Here is a 17,204-nt window from a genome sequence, read left to right on the forward strand (position 1 = left end):
AATGATGGAATTGATGGAGAAGCGTTTCATGTCAGGTCATTTTCCAAAGGGGTGAGCGTCCATGTGTCAGTCGAGAGGCGCATCATACGTTGCAAGGGCACCTGTCTATAGCTGAGGCCGATCAGCGCGGCAGGTGTCGACGTTGCGGCGCACAAGGCATCGACAAGGGAGATGCCGACATCTTCAGCCATCACCTTCACCGCTCGGGTTAAGTCTAAATCCGCGCCTGCAAGCGTGCCATCGGCCAAGGTCAAAATCCCGTCTTTTCGGGTGATTTGCCGCCCGCATAAGTCAAATTCAGTAATGTCGCTGCCTGCCACCGCCATTGCATCGGTGACAAGGAATAGCCCACATGGCCCCTTTTTTGCGTCCCATGCCGCGCGTAAGGATTGTGGATGCACATGCAACCCATCCGCGATCACGCCTGCGCTGACGCTTCCCGTGCCCAAGGTCGCCCCGACCAAGCCAGGCGCACGGCTGTTGAGCTGGCTCATGGCATTGAACAAATGCGTTGTGGCCCGAACCCCCGCCTTAAAATAGCGCAGGCAGGTATCGTAATCTGCATCCGTGTGGCCCAAGGATAAAATGACGCCTGCGCGCGCCAATCGGGCCACTTGGTCTTCTGTGACGTTTTCAGGGGCTATCGTCAGTTTCAAACAGGGCAGGGATGCCGCCGCGGCAAGATAGACTGCCAGATCCTGCTCGGTCATAGGGCGTATCAGGCCGCCCGCATGCGCCCCTTTGCGCGCCAGTGACAGATGCGGCCCCTCAAGGTGCAAGCCCGCAATCCCATCGACCTGTGCCGCGACCGCATCTTGGGTGGCGGCGATGGCCGCACGGGTGACTTCGGGGGTATCGGTGATGAGGGTCGGCAAGAAGGCAGTGGTGCCCAAGCGGCGATGCGCCTTGGCCATGCGCCGCAAGCCGTCACAGTGAGGGGCAGAATTAAACAAGATCCCATCCCCGCCATTGACCTGCAAATCGACATAGCCCGCAAATAAAATATCGCCGCCCAGATCAATCTCTGCGGCCCCTTGCAGGTGGTAATCCGTGCCAAACGCCCCTGCAAAATCATCGCCGTCAAACTGCGCTGTGGCGGGGCTCGTCAGGGTGGCGCCATCAAAATAGCGGGCGTTGCGGATCAGGTGGTGTCGCGCGCTCATGCAACCCCCTCGCGCGCAAAATCCGAGGCAAGGGCGAGGGCACCTATAATGGGTGCGGCCGCAGGCGCGGTGATGCGGGCCTGTAAGGCAGGTGGCAAATAGGGGCGATACTGGCCGCCAAGCCCCCCTGTGAGGCAAAGATCTAGCCCCTCATGCCATCCCAAGTCCGTTAGGCTTTGCGTGATTTCTTGCGCCCCTGCCTGCATCAGGGCGAGGGCGAGAGGGTCATCTTGGGCGGCGGCGCTGCACACCAAGGGCGCAAGCGCCGCGACCTCATCAGGGCGGGCATGGGTGGCAAAGCGCACAATCCCTGCCGCCCCATCATATTGGGCGAGCAGGGATTGCGAAAAATCAGTGGTGCGCCGCCGCCTGTCCACGGTTTCTAGTGTGGCGCTGAGGGCCGCGCGCCCCAACCAATGGCCCGAGGCCTCATCCCCCAAAACATAGCCCCAACCGCCTGCGAATTTTTGCGTGCCGCCCAGTTGAACCCCCCAAAATGATCCTGTGCCACAATGGGCAATCGCGCCATCTTTTGCCCCAAGAGCGCCGCGCAGGGCAGGGGGGCGGTCATCGGTCACTTGGACATGAGAAAAGGGCAGCGCCTTTCGCAGGCGCGCGGCCATCTGTGGCCCACTCACCCCTGCAACCCCGATATAACAGGGGCAATCGATAAGATCCGCAACGGGCATTTGCAATTTGGCACAAAGCGCCTCAACCCCGCCAAGGATCGTGTTCAATGCGCCCTCAAAATCACTCGACACATTGGCCGCGCCCATATCTACCAAGCTGTGATTTTCACAGCTGCCATAGGCGATGCGGCAATGCGTGCCGCCACCATCAATGGCCAGAACATTCGCGTCAGGGTCATTTTTCATAACGTCTGCGATAGCATAGGATTTGCAACTCAAGAAAGCTTATTCCTGCTTCTGAGTCAGTTTGGTCGACTATGCTGAAATAAGTAGCCCTGTCGCTATGGCCCACATGATGCCGCCAATGACTGCCTCCAGGATACGCCAAGCTTTGGCTGACTGAAAAATGGGCCGCGCTAGCCGTGCGCCGTAGCCAAGACTGAAGAAAAAGAAAAAAGAGGCCAGAATGGCTCCTGCTGCAAAAATGGGTTTCTCCTCAGTGAATTGGGCGGAAACAGCACCCAAAAGAACCATTGTGTCGAGATAAACATGCGGGTTGAGCCATGTGATGGCCAAACAGGCGGTCAGACTTGCCCAAAGACGTGTCGGCGGGGTTACCTCGCTGAGGTTGATTGCATCCGCGCCTGCAAATGCGGCTCGAAATCGCAGCGCGCCATAGCTGAAGAGAAAGAGCGCGCCGCCATAGGTTAGCGCAGGCGCAATCCAAGGCAGCGCTGCGGTCGCCCGCTCAAACCCGGCCACCCCAAGACTTATCAAAATCGCGTCGGACAGCGCACAGCTCAGGCAGACCCAAAACACATGTCGCGCCAATAGCCCCGTGCGCAGTACAAAAGCATTTTGTGCACCAATGGCCAAAATCAGCGAAAGGCTTGTAAAAAATCCAGTTATGAAGGCTGTGATGATCTAAATCCCTTCAAACCTATATCCTTCATTTGCGCGGGTGATGCGGCCAATCCCCCCATTGGGCAAGTGATAGCCGACTATCGTTATGTCGTCAGTAGCGCATTGATCCATGAGACTGGCGCGGGTCACAGCCCCGAGTACCTCGTCTTGATCTGATCCAGAAGCCCACCCAGGCTTCACGAAGCCGACATGATCATTGGTAACAACATCGCCAATGATCATGAGCTGTTGCGATTCTGAGGCAATTTCAAAGGCCATGTGGCCAGGGCTATGGCCTGGCGTTAGTTTGGCGCGAAGGCCAGAAACAATTTCGACCCCATCACTGATCCGCGTGATCTGTTCGCCTAACATGCCAAGACGGCGCGAAGCCCCTGCGGCAAAGGCAGCACGGGCTTCGCCAATAGAATTAACTGTGCTGGGATCCATCCAATAGTCATATTCAATCTCGCCCATCAAATGCTCGGCATTGAAGAATGTCGCCTCGTCAAAATCATCTAGCACACCCCAAAGATGGTCAGGGTGGCCATGGGTAAAGAGAACATGGGTGATGTCATCTGCCGCAATGCCCGCCGCGTTGAGTGCATCAAGCAATTGCCCCGCGCTGTCTTGAAAAGCAAAACCTGCGCCCGTGTCGATCAGGATTGTTGCATCGCCCTTTCGCAGAAGCGTGACATTGCAGGGCTGCGTCAGCGGCGCGTTTCGATCTACGCCCGCCTCGGCCAAAATGGGTGCAAGGGCCGCGTCATCCATTGGGCCAAAGATGAAATCTGCGGGCAAGGTGAGGCTGCCATCTGAGAGGGTCATCACCTCAAAATCACCCATATTTAGCGTGGTCTGCGCCCATAGTTTGCGCGGCAGGGCAAGGCCTGACAGGGTGGCTGCAGCACTTGATAAGATCAAATTGCGTCTGGTGATTTGCATGGTCATTCCTCCCAAATTTCGGGAGAAGGATAGCCAAGCAAAACATATTCGAAAAGTCTAATATTTACGACTCGGCCTCGAAGCCAAGGATCAATTGGCGCAGGCCGACCCATGCCCCAAGCCAGATTGCTGCCGTGACAAGGGGGGCGGTGATAGAGAGGCTGGACATGGCTGATAGCCCCTGACCGATGCTGCATCCCGCGGCCAATACGGCGCCAAAGCCCATTAAAACTGCCCCAAACAATTGGCGCTTCAATTCACGCGGGTCTTCGCAGGCCTCCCACCGAAAGCCCCCTTTGATCAAGCTGCCTAAAAAACCGCCCGAGATCACGCCGATGACGGAGCCAATTCCAAATTTCGCGGCGATCCCTGAGGAGAACATCGCGTAATGGATGGTCTCACCGATAGATGCAGCAAAGGTTTGTGAGACAACAGGCCAAGCCTGCCAGCCGTTTTGCCCCACCCAATAGGTGCCGAAAAAGCCCCATGTCACCGCGACCCCAACCGCCATACCCCAGAATGTGTTGCGCAAGAGCCGCGCCTTTGGTGTTTTGACAATAGCGATTAAAAACACAGTTAATCCAAGGGCCATTCCTAAAACCGAAGGGGCCACCAAATCACCTGCAAGAAAGGCAAGGCTTGTTGGGGTGCCATGCGCAGGGGTAGAGTCAAAGAATAAGATCCGCAGCGGGGCCAGAATGCCCGATAGGGCGATCAGGGCTGCAACGCCCATGACCAAAGCAATGACCATCGCGCGCAAATCGCCACCACCAAAGCGGGCCAAGGCCGTAAAGCCGCAATTGCCCGCCTGCGCCATGCCATAGCCAAAAATCAGTCCGCCGATAATGGCGCCCGCTATTGTATAGCTGTTTTGCAGGTAAACCACGCGGCCCAAATCAAGATAGCCCAAATGATGCAACGCGTGGTTGAGGAAAATGGCGATGCCAAGTGCCGCAAGCCACAGGCAAACGCGGCCTGTGTTCTCACCATAATGGACATCTTCGATCATGCCTAAGGTGCAAAATCCCGCCAAACGCGCGGCAAGGCCCAAGATCACACCACCTGTAAGGCCGATCAGCACAATGGCCAATGGCTCACCCAATACTTCGAGCACGTCCCCTCCCTTCCGCCGGAACAGGGGTGACCGATTTGCCCGATCTTACCCTTTGGCGCAGAACAACTCGTAAACCAGTTCGATGATCCGCGCTGCGCGGTCATCTGTCAAACGATAATATATTTGCTTTCCATCGCGCCGTGCGGTCACCAACCCCTCAAGACGCAGGCGCGCAAGCTGTTGAGACACAGCCGCCTGACGTTGCGATAAGAGCGTTTCAATCTCGGTCACAGATTTTTCACCGCGCGTTAATGCGCACAAGATCATCAAGCGGCCCTCATGACTGATTGCCTTGAGGAAATCGCTTGCAGCCTGTGCCTCGCAGCGCAGTTTTTCCCAATGAACTTTGTCCATCGGGACAGTGATGTCAGGCAATATTGTTGGCCTGTCTTCGTTAAGCATGGTCCATCCTGCCGAGATCGGGTGGGGCATCTCATTTTGAGCCAGGGTTTAGCTTAACCTGCAGCATCAATCAACTGGCTGAGCAAAAACCAAAAGAATTCTTCGCCTGGATAGCCTTCTATGCGACCTGTTTCCGCACCATCTTTGAGCAGAACAAACGTGGGTGTGTAAACCGCTCGCTGCGCAAGTGTTACGCTATCTGGCAGGGCATCAATATCCGCTTGACGCAAAGGGGCTGTTTGCCCCTCTGGGGTAATCGGAAATTCCGGGCCGATCTCGGCATGCCAGAGAGCGCAATACACACATCCCTCATCTTCAATCATCAGCAATTCCAAATTTTGTGCCGAGGCCACTGTGGTTGCGCACAACCCAAGCGCAAAAAACAGCATTGTTGTACGTGCAAAGATTGACTTGCCCAAATTTGTAAACGCAATATGAATATTTGAATATGAAACGATAGGAGGCGTCATGTTCGATGTAACTCTGGGCGGTGCCTTTGTTGCGGGACTGTTGTCGTTTCTATCGCCATGCATTTTGCCGATGGTGCCATTCTACCTTAGTTACCTTGCTGGTGTAAGCCTAAATCAGGTTGCCGAGGGCGGTGGCATCACGCGTGAAATCCGTCTGCGTGCGGTTCTTGCGGCGATGTTCTTTGCCGCGGGCATCGTGACGGTCTTTGTTGGGCTGGGGGCTTCGGCCTCGGTGTTTGGACAATTGCTGCGCGATTGGTTTGATATTCTGCGTTGGATTGCAGCCGCGCTGATTATTGCAATGGGTCTACATTTCCTAGGCGTGATCCGAATTGGCATCTTGTATCGCCAGTTTCGTGCAGAGGCGGGATCGGTCAGCAATATGTCATATGGCGGGGCTTATGTGATCGGTCTTGCCTTTGCCTTTGGGTGGACGCCTTGTGTGGGCCCTGTTTTGGCTGCGATTTTGTTCACCGCTGCTGGCACTGACACGGCCAGTCAAGGGGCCACATTGCTGTTGGCCTATGGTCTAGGCATGACCTTGCCCTTTGTTTTGGCGGCAGGATTTGTGGGGCCGTTTATGCGCATGATGGGGCGGTTCCGCCGTCATTTGGGGCTGGTCGAAAAAATCATGGGCGCGCTTTTGATCATCTTTGGTGTGCTGATTGCGACCAATGCCCTCAATTACATTGGCCAATGGCTGATCGAGAATTTCGAGATTTTCCGCCAATTGGGTTAAGGCGGCAAAAGGGGAGGATGCGATATGAACCTAAGAACCATGATCGTTGCCGCAGGTCTTGCGCTGCTACCACTGTCGGCTGTGGCGGTGGAATTGGATGGCGATGGGCTGCACCGCGCCGATTGGATTATGGATACGTTCCGTGATCTGCGCGAGGATTTGGACGAGGCCAATGCGATGGGCAAGCGTCTGGTCGTGATGATCGAACAGCGCGGCTGCATCTACTGCACGCAGATGCACGAAGAGGTCTATGTGATCCCCGAAATTGAACAGATGCTCACCGATGATTTCTTTGTGGTGCGTGTCAATATGTATGGCAGCACCGAGATGGTTGATTTTGACGGCACCACGTTGTGGGAGGGCGATATGGTGCGGCGGTGGCGGGTGATGTTTACGCCCACAATCTTGTTTTTCCCCGAGGATGTGCCAGAAGGTGCCACTGCGCCTGATGCCGCGGTTGCGATGATCCCGGGCGCTTTTGGCCGGTGGACGACCTTCAATATGCTCAATTGGGTATTGGAAAAGGGCTATGAGAGCGAGGAGGGCTTTCAGGCTTATCATGCCCGCATGCTGCGTGATCAGCTGCCGCAATAGGAAATCTTTGGTTTTGCAGCAGTATTAAGTGCAAGTAATTTCAGTGACTTGCATTACAACCTATTCAAAAAAGTAAATATGTTCTTGCAATCTAAGGGTGCACTTGTTTACCGTTGTATACAGAGGCGCATGAATCGCCCTAGGGAGGAAAAATGTTTACACGCCATATAATTTTGGCGGCTCTCTTAGGAGTGTCCGCAGGTGCAACACAAGCTGAGGTTGTGTCACCATCGGCCGTTGTGGCCAATGAATACGGAGAAATTGCCCAGTCATTGACCGGAATTGCGGGGGACCCTGCTCGCGGCCAAGAGGTTATGACCACTCGTGGACTTGGGAACTGTATTGCATGCCATCAGGTAACTGCGTTGCAAGAATATCCATTCCACGGTGAAGTTGGCCCATCTCTGGATGGTGTTGGCGCACGCTGGGATGAGGCCGGGTTGCGAGGGATCATAGTCAACGCCAAGGCGATGTTTCCTGAGTCAGTGATGCCAAGCTTCTATAAAATTGATGGCTACATACGGCCAGGAGATGCTTACACAGGAAAGGCTGCGGAAGGGGCTCTTGATCCTCTATTGGCAGCGCAAGATATCGAAGATGTGGTGGCCTATCTTTTGACCCTCACTGAATACTAAATTGAGCGTTTATGGGAGATAAATTCATGTCACTTACGCGCAGAAAGTTTGTTGGTACAACTGTTACCTCCGCTGCCGCTTTGACAGTGTTGCCTAATTTGTCATTAGCAGAAGGAGCTGGTGAAGCTATTTCCGCTTACACTGGCGGTGCAGCTACATCAGATACTGGCCTCACGCTTATAGCGCCTGAGATCGCAGAGAACGGTAATACGGTTCAAATCGAAGTGAGCGCACCTGGCGCTGAGGAGATCGTAATATTTGCCGATGGAAATCCAAACCCGAACGTAGCGACTTTTAAGTTTGGCCCGGCCGCAGGCTCGCAAGCTGCCACAACCCGTATTCGTCTTGCGGGTGAGCAAGACGTCATAGCCATCGCTAAGATGTCTGATGGGACCTTCGCGAAGGCTGTGTCTAACGTAAAGGTTACAATCGGCGGCTGCGGCGGCTGAGAAACGGAGATTAAAATGGCAGAGAATGTAACAGCACGTGTTCGTGCGCCTCGTGAGGCCTCGGTAGGCGAGGTTGTATCCGTACGCACGCTTATTAGCCATCCGATGGAAAGCGGTATGCGTCGAAATGGAGATGGTGAAGTAATACCACGCTCAATTATCAACCGATTTGTATGCACCCTAAACAATGAAGTGGTTGTCGATATTACTTTGGAACCATCGATATCTACAAATCCTTACCTCCAATTCGAAGCAAAGGTTACTGAGTCTGGAACCTTTAACTTCACTTGGTATGACGACGATGGATCGGTTTATGAAGAGAGTTCTGAGATTTCAGTAAGCTGATTATTGTCAGCACGAGGGAGGAAGCAACGAATGAACACTAAGTCCAAAATCGCGACTATCGCCGTTGCATTAGGGATGGCAGCATCATCGAGCATTTTGCATGCTGACGAAGATGCAGATCTCGTGGTGAATGGTGAAATCGAAATGGTGGTGCGAACCGCAGCGCCTGCTCATTTGGAGGGAGCAGTTTCCACCATTTACTCCGGCTGGGTATTCCGTGCTGATGAAACCCAAGCTATGCAAGCGGATGATTTTGACAACCCTGGGATGTTGTTTGTTGAAAACGGCGAACAGCTTTTCAACACGGCTATGGGTGCTGATGGGCAGAGCTGCGCTTCATGTCATCAATCTTCCGATTTGACGAATGTTCGTGCCACATATCCTAAATGGGATGCAGAGCACGGTGCAGTCCAAACAGTGGAAATTCAAGTCCGGGAATGCCAAACTGAACAAATGGGTATGGAAGAGCCTTGGGGCATTAATTCTGGTGATATGCTTGATATTACTGCGTTCATTGCATCCGTTGGACGCGGTCAAATAGTCGACGTGGCAATCGACGGCCCTGCCCATGAAACTTGGGAGTTAGGACGTGAAATATACTATACACGGTTTGGGCAGCTGGAATTAAGTTGTGCTAATTGCCATGAAGAAAATTATGGAAATCGTATTCGTGCCGATCACCTAAGTCAGGGCCAGATTAATGGTTTTCCGACGTATCGTTTGAAGAATGCGAGACTTAATGGTGTCCAAAACCGTTTCCGTGGGTGTGTACGTGATACACGCGCAGAAACCTATGCGATCGGCAGTGATGAATTTGTTGCGCTGGAACTTTACGTTGCATCGCGTGGCAATGGTCTGACGGTCGAGGGGCCGTCGGTTCGAAACTGATTTACTGTTTGCCCGCCTCAGGAATCCTGAGGCGGGCATTTTGTATCTAAATATATGCAATTTTTAGAATGTGAGTGACAGAACATGATCGCACGCCGTCATTTCCTTCAAGCTGCTTTGGCCACGACTGCGCTTTATGGCGCATCGGGCTTTGGCAATTGGGCCAAACTTGCCGCGCAACAAGCTCTGACACAGGAAGATCTGATTGGCACAGGCGGGGCAGGGAATGTCACCTTGGTGCATATCACTGACATTCATGCGCAAACCCAACCGATTTATTTCCGCGAGCCCGAGTTCAACTTGGGCGTAGGCTCTGCCTTGGGGCAGGTTCCGCATTTGACGGGCGTGGATTTTCGCGCGGCCTATGGCATCTCTCAGGGCAGTCATCTGGATTATGCGCTGACCTATAGTGACTTCGCCGCCCTTGCCCAAGGTTATGGCCGCATGGGCGGGCTTGACCGCATCGCGACTGTGGTCAACGCCATTCGCGCCGAACGGCCTGATGCGATTGTCTTGGACGGGGGCGATACATGGCAGGGGTCTTTGCCCGCTTTGCGCACCAATGGCCAAGATATGGTGGATCTTTTCAACGCGCTTGGCGTGGATGCCATGACCTCGCATTGGGAATTCACGCTGGGCTCTGACCGCGTGCATGAGATTGTCGAAAATTCGCTGCAACCTGCCTTCTTGGGCGCGAATATTTTTGACGCTGAGTGGGATGAACCCGTTTTTGACGATTACAAATTGTTCGAGCGCGGCGGCACCATGGTTGCGGTGATTGGGCAAGCCTTCCCTTATATGCCAATCGCCAATCCAGGTTGGATGTTCCCTGAATATAGTTTCGGGCTGCGCCGTGAACGCATCGCCGAAGTGGTCGAGGAGGTGCGCGGCCTTGGTGCTGAGGTGGTCGTTCTACTGTCGCACAATGGCTTTGACACAGACCGCCAATTCGCCCGCGATATACCTGGAATTGATGTGATCCTGACAGGTCACACCCATGATGCGCTGCCTGACGCGGTTCAGGTGGGCAATACATTCCTCATCGCCTCGGGCAGTCATGGCAAATTCGTCAGCCGTGTTGATTTGGACGTGCGCGATGGCGCGCTGCAAGGCCTGACACATCGGTTGATCCCGATTTTCTCAGATGTGATTGCGCCTGATCCTGACATGGCGGCCTTGATTGCGCAGACCCGCGCGCCCTTTGAGGCCGAGATGGGTGAGGTGATCGGCACCGCGGGGTCGCTATTGTATCGCCGCGGTAACTTTAACGGCACATGGGATGATGTGATCTGTAACGCCCTGATCAGTCAACGGGACGCACAGATCGCCCTATCCCCCGGTTTCCGTTGGGGGCCAAGCGTGCTGCCGGGTCAAGAGATCAAGCGCGAAGATATCTATAACGCGACCGCCATGAGCTATCCGCAGGCCTATCGCACTGAGATGACCGGCGAATTCCTAAAAGTCGTGATGGAAGATGTGGCCGATAACATTTTTAACCCCGACCCCTATTACCAACAGGGCGGCGATATGGTTCGCGTGGGCGGTATGGGATATCGGATTGATGTCAACGCGCCAGCGGGCAGCCGTATTTCCGAGATGACCCTGCTCGAAACAGGCGAACGCATCGACCCTGCTGCCTCCTATGTCGTGGCGGGTTGGGCCAGCGTGAATGAAGGAACCGAAGGGCCTGCGATTTGGGATGTGGTCGAAGACCATATCCGTGCGCAAGGCACCGTCACAGTTAACCCCAACACCAGCGTGGATGTTGTTGCGGGCTAAGCCTCGCCCGCATTGATTATTGAAGGAGCTGACATGGCTAAAGACGATGGTTTCACCCCTTCGCGGCGGCAATTCCTGAAAGGGGCCGCAGTTACAGGTGGCGCTCTTGCTGCAGGCAAGGTTTACGCGCAGGCGGCCCCCGATCCATTGATCACGGAAATGCAGCCTTGGACACAGTATCTCGGGCCCGGCGTGGATGCCGCGCCCTATGGTATGCCATCCCCGCATGAGGCCCATGTGATGCGCCGCAATGTGCCATGGCTGACCGCCGATAGCGTGTCATCGGTCAATTTCACGCCGCTGCATGAGCTTGATGGGATCATCACCCCCAATGGCCTGTGCTTTGAGCGCCATCACGGCGGGGTGGCCGAAATCGCCCCCGAAGATCATCGCCTGATGATCAACGGTTTGGTCGATAATCCGCTTGTCTTTACCATGCAGGACATCATGCGCTTCCCGCGTGAGAACCGCGTTTATTTCCTCGAATGCGCGGCCAATTCAGGGATGGAATGGCGTGGCGCGCAGTTGAACGGGTGCCAATTCACCCATGGGATGATCCATAACGTGGTCTATACAGGCGTGCCCTTGCGCCTGCTGCTTGAAGAGGCAGGGGTGAAAACAAATGGCACATGGATCCTGCCAGAAGGGGCGGATGCCTCGGGCATGACCCGTTCCATCCCTATGGAAAAGGCGCTTGATGATTGTCTTGTCGCCTTCAAGATGAACGGCGAGGCACTGCGCCCTGAACAGGGCTATCCGCTGCGTCTTGTCGTGCCGGGTTGGGAAGGGAATATGTGGGTGAAATGGTTGCGCCGCATCGAAGTGGGCGATCAACCATGGCATCACCGCGAGGAAACCTCGAAATATACTGACCTTCTCGAAAATGGTCAGGCGCGGCGCTTTACATGGGAGATGGATGCAAAATCTGTCATCACCAACCCAAGCCCCCAGGCCCCCATCACCCATGGGACTGGCCCAACTGTTTTGACGGGGGTAGCTTGGTCGGGTCGCGGCACAATTCCGCGTGTTGATGTGACGCTGGACGGTGGCATTAATTGGCACCAAGCGCGCATGTCAGGGCCATCCTTAGACAAGTCCATGCATCGCTTCTATTTCGAATTTGATTGGGATGGGCGGCCCTTGCTGTTGCAAAGCCGGGCCCATGACAGCACGGGCTATGTGCAGCCCACCAAGGAAATGCTGCGCCATGTGCGCGGCGAGAACTCCATCTACCACAATAACGGGATCCAGACTTGGGCGGTGGATGAAAACGGCAATGCGGAAAATGTGGAGGTTGGATAAGATGAATAAGGTAATCAGTCTTTCCGCAGCCCTGTTGATGGGGGGCGCAACCTTTGCGCTTGCTGAGAATGCGGCCCCCTCTCGGGATGGCGGCTATGGTTTGGGTCGCACCGCTTTGCCCGAAGAAATCGCGGCATGGGATATTGATGTGCGCCCCGATGGTCTGGGCCTGCCCGTTGGGTCGGGTGATGTGTTCACGGGCGAAGAATTATGGATTGATAATTGCTCGGCTTGCCATGGTGACTTTGGCGAGGCCCGTGGCCGTTGGCCCGTGATTGCAGGTGGTTTTGGCACTTTGCAAGGCGAAGACCCCAACAAGACAGTCGGGTCATATTGGCCTTATCTGTCCACTGTGTGGGATTATGTCCACCGCGCGATGCCCTATGGTAATGCTCAGAGCCTCAGCAATGATGAGGTCTACGCGATTGTGGCCTATATCATGTATTCCAACGATCTCGTGGATGACGATTTCGAATTGTCGAATGACAATTTCCTCGAGGTGCGTTTGCCCAATGAAGAGAATTTCTTCATGGATGACCGCGCCGAGGTGGAATTGCCCATGTTCAGCGAAGCGGTCTGTATGGAAAACTGCGCCGAGAGTGTCGAGATCACGGCACGCGCGGCGGTTTTGGATGTAACCCCAGAAACCGAGAGCGATGCCGCCGCCGCTGAGGTGGTTGAGGTTGCCGCCGCCGCCGAAGAGGCCGCGCCCGCAGATACAGGCCCAAGCCCAGAATTGATTGCCGCAGGTGAGGAAGCCTTCCGCGCCTGTCGCTCTTGCCACCAAGTGGGCGAGGGCGCGCGCAATGGTGCGGGGCCGCAGCTTAACGGCATCTATATGGCAACCGCGGCCCATGCCGAAGGGTTCCGCTATTCCCCTGCCTTTGAACAGGCCCGCGCCGATGGTCTGGTGTGGGATGATGAGGCACTGACTGCCTATCTGATGGATCCGCGCGGATATCTTCCAAATAACCGCATGGCCTTCCGTGGATTGCGGGATGCGGCAGATGCCGAGGCCATTATCGCCTATCTGCGCACCGAAGGTGGGGAGTAGGCGATGGGGAAACAAGGGCTCTTTGCCTTTGCTTTGATGTCTTGGGCAATGCAATCCTCCCCCGCAATGCCCGAGGGTGACCCGGCTGCGGGGCAGGCGGCGTTTCGCCCCTGCGCCGCATGTCACATGATTGGGGATGGTGCAATCAATCGCGTGGGCCCGCATCTGGATGGTTTGATGGGTCGCCCCGTTGGGGGGCTTTCGGATTACCGCTATTCTGATACGCTGACCGAGGCGGGCAATGAGGGCGAGCTTTGGACAGAAGACCGCCTCAACCGCTTTCTTGAAGATCCTCAAGGGTACTATCGTGGCACTCGTATGGTGTTTCGCGGGATCAGCGACCCCGACAGCCGTGCAAATTTGGTAGCCTATATCGTAGCGGAGGCGGGTAATTATGACAGTACGGCCACTCCAACAAGCACAGAGGATGTGCCCCCAGAAATCGCAGCGATTTTGGCGATTGAGGGCGATTATGCCTATGGTGAGTATCTGTCATCAGAATGCACCGCCTGTCATGCGGCGCAATCGGGCGGCGATATTCCGTCAATTGTTGGCCTTGCGCCCTCAACATTCGTACATTCGCTAATGAGCTACAAAATTGGTCAGCGTGAGCATCAAGTAATGACCATGATTGCCAATAGGTTGGGAGATGAAGAGATCGCTGCTCTGGCAGCATACTTTACGACCGTTGAATAGTAATGTTCAACTAAACCGGTGACCAAAAGGGAGGAATTTGGAATGCCACTTGATAGAAGACAGTTTTTAGGTAGCGCAGCTGCGGTTTCTGCTACCTTGGCTGCGCCGATGCTCGCTCGAGCGCAAGCTGCACCCAACGTTGTTGTGATTGGTGGTGGTGCAGGTGGTGCCACAGCTGCTCGCTACATTGCGAATGGCAGCCAGGGCGCTATTAACGTGACATTGGTTGAGCCAACTCGCAGTTACTACACCTGCTTTTTCTCGAATTTGTACTTAGGTGGGTTCAGAGAAATTGATAGCCTAGGCCACAGTTACGGCACTTTGGCTGCCGATTATGGAATCAATGTCGTACATGATTGGGCAGTAGATGTAGATCGACAGGCGAAAACGGTAACACTTGCCGGTGGTGCATCGCTGAGTTACGACCGTTTGGTTTTGAGCCCTGGCATCGATTTCATTGAAGACAGTGTCCCAGGTTGGTCCTTAGCGTCTCAAAACGCTATGCCTCATGCCTACAAAGCGGGCAGCCAAACCGAGCTATTGAAGGCTCAACTGGCCAACATGCGCGAAGGCGGCGTATTTGCAATGGTAGCGCCGCCCAACCCATACCGCTGCCCTCCAGGGCCATACGAGCGAGTGTCAATGGTCGCTCATATGCTGAAGGAAACAAATCCAACAGCTAAGATCTTGATCGTCGACCCAAAAGACAAGTTTTCAAAACAGGGTTTGTTCGAAGACGGTTGGCAACGCCATTATAATGGAATGATCGAAAGGATTGGCCCTGATTTTGGGGGAGCAAACGTGTCCGTCGATCCAAGCGCGATGACTGTTTCAATTGATGGCCAAGTGGAACAAGTTGACGTTTGCAACGTGATACCTGCGATGCGTGCGGGCCGGATCGCGGAAATAGCGGGTGTTACTGATGGTAACTGGGCGCCTGTCTCAGCATATAATCTAGCATCTAGAATTGATGAAAATGTTCATGTTCTGGGCGATGCCGCTGCACAAGGTGATATGCCGAAGTCAGGTTTTTCTGCAAACAGCCAGGCAAAAGTTTGTGCCAATTCTATTGTTGCTGATCTTGCAGGCGGCCGAGCGTTCCCCGCACGTTTTGCGAATACCTGCTGGTCTCTGATTGATACAAATGATGGTATCAAAGTTGGTGCAACCTACGAAGCGACCGATGAAAAAATCGCAAAAATTGACGGGTTCGTTAGCCAAGTGGATGAGGACGCTGCCACCCGCGAGGCTACCTATCGGGAAAGCCTTGGTTGGTATGACGCGATTACTGAAGATATGTTTGGCACTGCCTGACATAACACCATCAGAAGGGCAGGGGCGTAGAGCGCCCCTGCCTGCCATTTGTTAAAGGACTACGGCTTATGTCGTGCTGCACTGCCCCCCGTCTCTTTGTTGGTCTTATGACTGGCCTTGTTGCAGCTCTGGCTGCACAAGAGGCCTGCGCGCAAGAGGCGGTGTTTTTCGATTATTACGGCAATTTCGAAGATGCTACCTTTGCGGTGGAGAACACCATTATAGGGCGCGGCTTGGTCATTGATTATCGCTCATATACGGGCGATATGCTGAACCGTACCGCCGCTGATATCGGCAGCGATGTGGTGATTTTTGATAAGGCAGATATTTTCTTATTTTGCTCCGCAGCTGTGTCGCGCCGCGTGATGGAGGCGGATCCTGCGAATATCGCGCATTGCCCTTATAATATCTTTGTCACTTCAAAGGATGGTGTCGTGCAAATTGGTCACCGCACCTATCCCGATGGGCCAATGCAAGAGGTCGAGGCATTGTTGGACGCGATCATCCTAGAGGCGCGCGACCAATGAGCGCCTATGATTACGATAAATTTTTTGCGACCAAAATCGACAGGCTGCGCAGCGAAGGCAATTACCGCTATTTCGCGGATATTGAACGCAAGCGGGGCGCTTTTCCCCATGCCCAAAACCACCACAAGGGCGGCACGCGAGACATCACGGTGTGGTGTTCAAATGATTACTTAGGTATGGGTCAACACCCCGATGTGATTGCCGCGATGCAAGACGCGCTTGAGCGTACGGGCGCGGGTGCGGGCGGCACGCGCAATATCTCGGGCACAACCCACGCCCATGTTGCGCTTGAGGCGGAATTAGCCGATCTGCACGGCAAACAGGCCGCGCTGTTGTTCACCTCAGGCTATGTGTCAAATTGGGCGGCCCTTGGGACATTGGCAGCGCAGATACCTGATTGTGTTGTTCTGTCAGATGCAGGCAATCATGCCTCAATGATTGAAGGCATCCGTCATTCGCGCGCGCAAAAGATCATATGGGCGCATAATGATTTGGCAGATCTTGAGGCGAAATTGGCGGCCCTGCCGCTGGAGCAGCCTAAATTAATCGCCTTTGAATCAGTTTATTCGATGGATGGTGATGTTGCCCCCATTGCCGCGATTTGTGATTTGGCAGATCGCTATGGCGCGATGACCTATCTCGACGAGGTGCATGCCGTGGGTCTTTACGGGCCAAGAGGCGGCGGGATTGCTGAAGCGCTGGGGTTGATGGATCGTCTGACCGTGATTGAGGGCACGCTTGGCAAGGCCTATGGCGTGATGGGGGGCTATATTGCCGCCAGCGCCGCACTAGTCGATTTTATACGCAGTTTTGCCAGTGGCTTTATCTTTACCACCGCTTTGCCGCCCGCGGTTGCGGCTGGGGCCTGCGCCGCTGTACGCCACCTTAAAACAAGCCAGACGGAACGCGCGGCTCATCAGGAGCGGGTATCAGACTTGCGCGTGCGCCTGGATGCAGCGGGCATTCCCCATCTTGCCAATGACAGTCATATCATTCCCGTCATGGTTGGTGATCCTGTGAAATGCCGCTATATCTCAGACAGGCTCTTGGATGAGCATGGCATCTATATCCAGCCGATCAACTATCCTACAGTCCCCAAAGGCACAGAGCGCCTGCGCATCACCCCAAGCCCTGTTCACGACGCAGATGCGATGAATCATTTGGTCAAGGCCCTGTCTGATCTTTGGGCGGAGTGTAAATTAGCGCAAACCGCGCGCGCCGCGCAATAGATTGACATAGATCATCGAGGCAGGGCAAAA

General features: G+C 54.6%; 20 protein-coding genes. 13 read left to right on the forward strand and 7 right to left on the reverse strand.

Features of this window, described 5'->3' with window-relative positions; all coding sequences use genetic code 11:
* Nucleotides 1-26: 26 nt before the first annotated feature.
* The 7 genes from nagA to AAC622_RS03410 form a co-directional block, all read right to left on the reverse strand.
* Entirely contained in the window at nucleotides 27-1,163 is a 1,137-nt protein-coding gene (gene nagA / locus AAC622_RS03380) for an N-acetylglucosamine-6-phosphate deacetylase (RefSeq protein WP_340260316.1), read from the reverse strand.
* On the reverse strand, nucleotides 1,160-2,071 hold the full coding sequence (locus AAC622_RS03385; RefSeq protein ID WP_340260317.1) for a BadF/BadG/BcrA/BcrD ATPase family protein: 912 nt from the start codon (nucleotides 2,069-2,071) through the stop codon (nucleotides 1,160-1,162). The genes nagA and AAC622_RS03385 overlap by 4 nt, the downstream gene beginning before the upstream one ends.
* Nucleotides 2,072-2,107: 36 nt before the next feature.
* Nucleotides 2,108-2,668, reverse strand: coding sequence for a LysE/ArgO family amino acid transporter (locus tag AAC622_RS03390; RefSeq protein WP_340260318.1), 561 nt, complete (start codon nucleotides 2,666-2,668; stop codon nucleotides 2,108-2,110).
* Nucleotides 2,669-2,716: 48 nt separating this feature from the next.
* Nucleotides 2,717-3,637, reverse strand: a complete 921-nt coding sequence (locus tag AAC622_RS03395; protein WP_340260319.1) for an MBL fold metallo-hydrolase — start codon at nucleotides 3,635-3,637, stop codon at nucleotides 2,717-2,719.
* 64 nt (nucleotides 3,638-3,701) lie between these two features.
* Entirely contained in the window at nucleotides 3,702-4,751 is a 1,050-nt protein-coding gene (locus AAC622_RS03400) for a YeeE/YedE family protein (protein ID WP_340260320.1), read from the reverse strand.
* Nucleotides 4,752-4,796: 45 nt separating this feature from the next.
* Nucleotides 4,797-5,105 carry an ArsR/SmtB family transcription factor gene (locus AAC622_RS03405; RefSeq protein ID WP_340256499.1) on the reverse strand — a complete coding sequence of 103 codons (309 nt, stop codon included), beginning with the start codon at nucleotides 5,103-5,105 and terminating at the stop codon, nucleotides 4,797-4,799.
* 101 nt (nucleotides 5,106-5,206) lie between these two features.
* Nucleotides 5,207-5,542, reverse strand: a complete 336-nt coding sequence (locus AAC622_RS03410; RefSeq protein ID WP_340260321.1) for a thioredoxin family protein — start codon at nucleotides 5,540-5,542, stop codon at nucleotides 5,207-5,209.
* 79 nt (nucleotides 5,543-5,621) lie between these two features.
* Between AAC622_RS03410 and AAC622_RS03415 the strand changes: the two genes are divergently transcribed.
* The 13 genes from AAC622_RS03415 to hemA all read left to right on the forward strand — a co-directional run bounded on the left by AAC622_RS03415 (nucleotide 5,622) and on the right by hemA (nucleotide 17,174).
* Nucleotides 5,622-6,362: a cytochrome c biogenesis CcdA family protein gene (locus tag AAC622_RS03415; protein ID WP_340260322.1), complete on the forward strand. Its 741-nt coding sequence runs from the start codon at nucleotides 5,622-5,624 to the stop codon at nucleotides 6,360-6,362.
* Between the two features lie 24 nt (nucleotides 6,363-6,386).
* Nucleotides 6,387-6,956: a SoxW family protein gene (locus tag AAC622_RS03420; RefSeq protein WP_340255801.1), complete on the forward strand. Its 570-nt coding sequence runs from the start codon at nucleotides 6,387-6,389 to the stop codon at nucleotides 6,954-6,956.
* 152 nt (nucleotides 6,957-7,108) lie between these two features.
* Nucleotides 7,109-7,591 (forward strand): sulfur oxidation c-type cytochrome SoxX, encoded by a 483-nt coding sequence (soxX, locus tag AAC622_RS03425; protein ID WP_340260323.1) that lies wholly within the window; start codon nucleotides 7,109-7,111, stop codon nucleotides 7,589-7,591.
* Between the two features lie 26 nt (nucleotides 7,592-7,617).
* A complete protein-coding gene (gene soxY / locus AAC622_RS03430; RefSeq protein ID WP_340256502.1) occupies nucleotides 7,618-8,040 on the forward strand; it encodes a thiosulfate oxidation carrier protein SoxY in 423 nt (140 codons plus the stop codon).
* Nucleotides 8,041-8,055: 15 nt separating this feature from the next.
* The gene (gene soxZ, locus AAC622_RS03435) at nucleotides 8,056-8,385 is read left to right on the forward strand and encodes a thiosulfate oxidation carrier complex protein SoxZ (protein ID WP_340260324.1); all 330 of its coding nucleotides are present in this window, start codon (nucleotides 8,056-8,058) and stop codon (nucleotides 8,383-8,385) included.
* Nucleotides 8,386-8,415: 30 nt separating this feature from the next.
* Nucleotides 8,416-9,273 carry a sulfur oxidation c-type cytochrome SoxA gene (gene soxA / locus AAC622_RS03440; RefSeq protein ID WP_445322593.1) on the forward strand — a complete coding sequence of 286 codons (858 nt, stop codon included), beginning with the start codon at nucleotides 8,416-8,418 and terminating at the stop codon, nucleotides 9,271-9,273.
* 84 nt (nucleotides 9,274-9,357) lie between these two features.
* On the forward strand, nucleotides 9,358-11,052 hold the full coding sequence (gene soxB / locus AAC622_RS03445) for a thiosulfohydrolase SoxB (protein WP_340260325.1): 1,695 nt from the start codon (nucleotides 9,358-9,360) through the stop codon (nucleotides 11,050-11,052).
* A gap of 33 nt (nucleotides 11,053-11,085) precedes the next feature.
* Entirely contained in the window at nucleotides 11,086-12,354 is a 1,269-nt protein-coding gene (soxC, locus tag AAC622_RS03450) for a sulfite dehydrogenase (RefSeq protein WP_340260326.1), read from the forward strand.
* Nucleotide 12,355: 1 nt separating this feature from the next.
* Entirely contained in the window at nucleotides 12,356-13,408 is a 1,053-nt protein-coding gene (locus AAC622_RS03455; RefSeq protein ID WP_340260327.1) for a c-type cytochrome, read from the forward strand.
* Nucleotides 13,409-13,411: 3 nt separating this feature from the next.
* The gene (locus tag AAC622_RS03460) at nucleotides 13,412-14,104 is read left to right on the forward strand and encodes a c-type cytochrome (RefSeq protein ID WP_340260328.1); all 693 of its coding nucleotides are present in this window, start codon (nucleotides 13,412-13,414) and stop codon (nucleotides 14,102-14,104) included.
* 42 nt (nucleotides 14,105-14,146) lie between these two features.
* Nucleotides 14,147-15,418: an NAD(P)/FAD-dependent oxidoreductase gene (locus AAC622_RS03465; protein WP_340260329.1), complete on the forward strand. Its 1,272-nt coding sequence runs from the start codon at nucleotides 14,147-14,149 to the stop codon at nucleotides 15,416-15,418.
* Between the two features lie 68 nt (nucleotides 15,419-15,486).
* On the forward strand, nucleotides 15,487-15,945 hold the full coding sequence (locus tag AAC622_RS03470) for a DUF302 domain-containing protein (protein ID WP_340255828.1): 459 nt from the start codon (nucleotides 15,487-15,489) through the stop codon (nucleotides 15,943-15,945).
* A complete protein-coding gene (gene hemA, locus AAC622_RS03475; protein ID WP_340260330.1) occupies nucleotides 15,942-17,174 on the forward strand; it encodes a 5-aminolevulinate synthase in 1,233 nt (410 codons plus the stop codon). Before AAC622_RS03470 ends, hemA begins: the two co-directional genes overlap by 4 nt.
* The last annotated feature ends 30 nt before the right edge of the window (nucleotides 17,175-17,204 follow it).

This window comes from Roseobacter sp. HKCCA0882 (assembly GCF_037805225.1).
Lineage (GTDB): Bacteria > Pseudomonadota > Alphaproteobacteria > Rhodobacterales > Rhodobacteraceae > M30B80.

What these genes read in the sequence shown, in the direction of transcription:
- nagA (WP_340260316.1), bottom strand. Translation starts at nt 1,163, where the DNA reads ATGAGCGCGCGACACCACCTGATCCGCAACGCCCGCTATTTTGATGGC.
- AAC622_RS03395 (WP_340260319.1), bottom strand. Translation starts at nt 3,637, where the DNA reads ATGCAAATCACCAGACGCAATTTGATCTTATCAAGTGCTGCAGCCACC.
- AAC622_RS03405 (WP_340256499.1), bottom strand. Translation starts at nt 5,105, where the DNA reads ATGGACAAAGTTCATTGGGAAAAACTGCGCTGCGAGGCACAGGCTGCA.
- AAC622_RS03410 (WP_340260321.1), bottom strand. Translation starts at nt 5,542, where the DNA reads ATGCTGTTTTTTGCGCTTGGGTTGTGCGCAACCACAGTGGCCTCGGCA.
- AAC622_RS03415 (WP_340260322.1), top strand. Translation starts at nt 5,622, where the DNA reads ATGTTCGATGTAACTCTGGGCGGTGCCTTTGTTGCGGGACTGTTGTCG.
- AAC622_RS03420 (WP_340255801.1), top strand. Translation starts at nt 6,387, where the DNA reads ATGAACCTAAGAACCATGATCGTTGCCGCAGGTCTTGCGCTGCTACCA.
- soxX (WP_340260323.1), top strand. Translation starts at nt 7,109, where the DNA reads ATGTTTACACGCCATATAATTTTGGCGGCTCTCTTAGGAGTGTCCGCA.
- soxY (WP_340256502.1), top strand. Translation starts at nt 7,618, where the DNA reads ATGTCACTTACGCGCAGAAAGTTTGTTGGTACAACTGTTACCTCCGCT.
- soxZ (WP_340260324.1), top strand. Translation starts at nt 8,056, where the DNA reads ATGGCAGAGAATGTAACAGCACGTGTTCGTGCGCCTCGTGAGGCCTCG.
- soxA (WP_445322593.1), top strand. Translation starts at nt 8,416, where the DNA reads ATGAACACTAAGTCCAAAATCGCGACTATCGCCGTTGCATTAGGGATG.
- soxB (WP_340260325.1), top strand. Translation starts at nt 9,358, where the DNA reads ATGATCGCACGCCGTCATTTCCTTCAAGCTGCTTTGGCCACGACTGCG.
- soxC (WP_340260326.1), top strand. Translation starts at nt 11,086, where the DNA reads ATGGCTAAAGACGATGGTTTCACCCCTTCGCGGCGGCAATTCCTGAAA.
- AAC622_RS03455 (WP_340260327.1), top strand. Translation starts at nt 12,356, where the DNA reads ATGAATAAGGTAATCAGTCTTTCCGCAGCCCTGTTGATGGGGGGCGCA.
- AAC622_RS03460 (WP_340260328.1), top strand. Translation starts at nt 13,412, where the DNA reads ATGGGGAAACAAGGGCTCTTTGCCTTTGCTTTGATGTCTTGGGCAATG.
- AAC622_RS03465 (WP_340260329.1), top strand. Translation starts at nt 14,147, where the DNA reads ATGCCACTTGATAGAAGACAGTTTTTAGGTAGCGCAGCTGCGGTTTCT.
- AAC622_RS03470 (WP_340255828.1), top strand. Translation starts at nt 15,487, where the DNA reads ATGTCGTGCTGCACTGCCCCCCGTCTCTTTGTTGGTCTTATGACTGGC.
- hemA (WP_340260330.1), top strand. Translation starts at nt 15,942, where the DNA reads ATGAGCGCCTATGATTACGATAAATTTTTTGCGACCAAAATCGACAGG.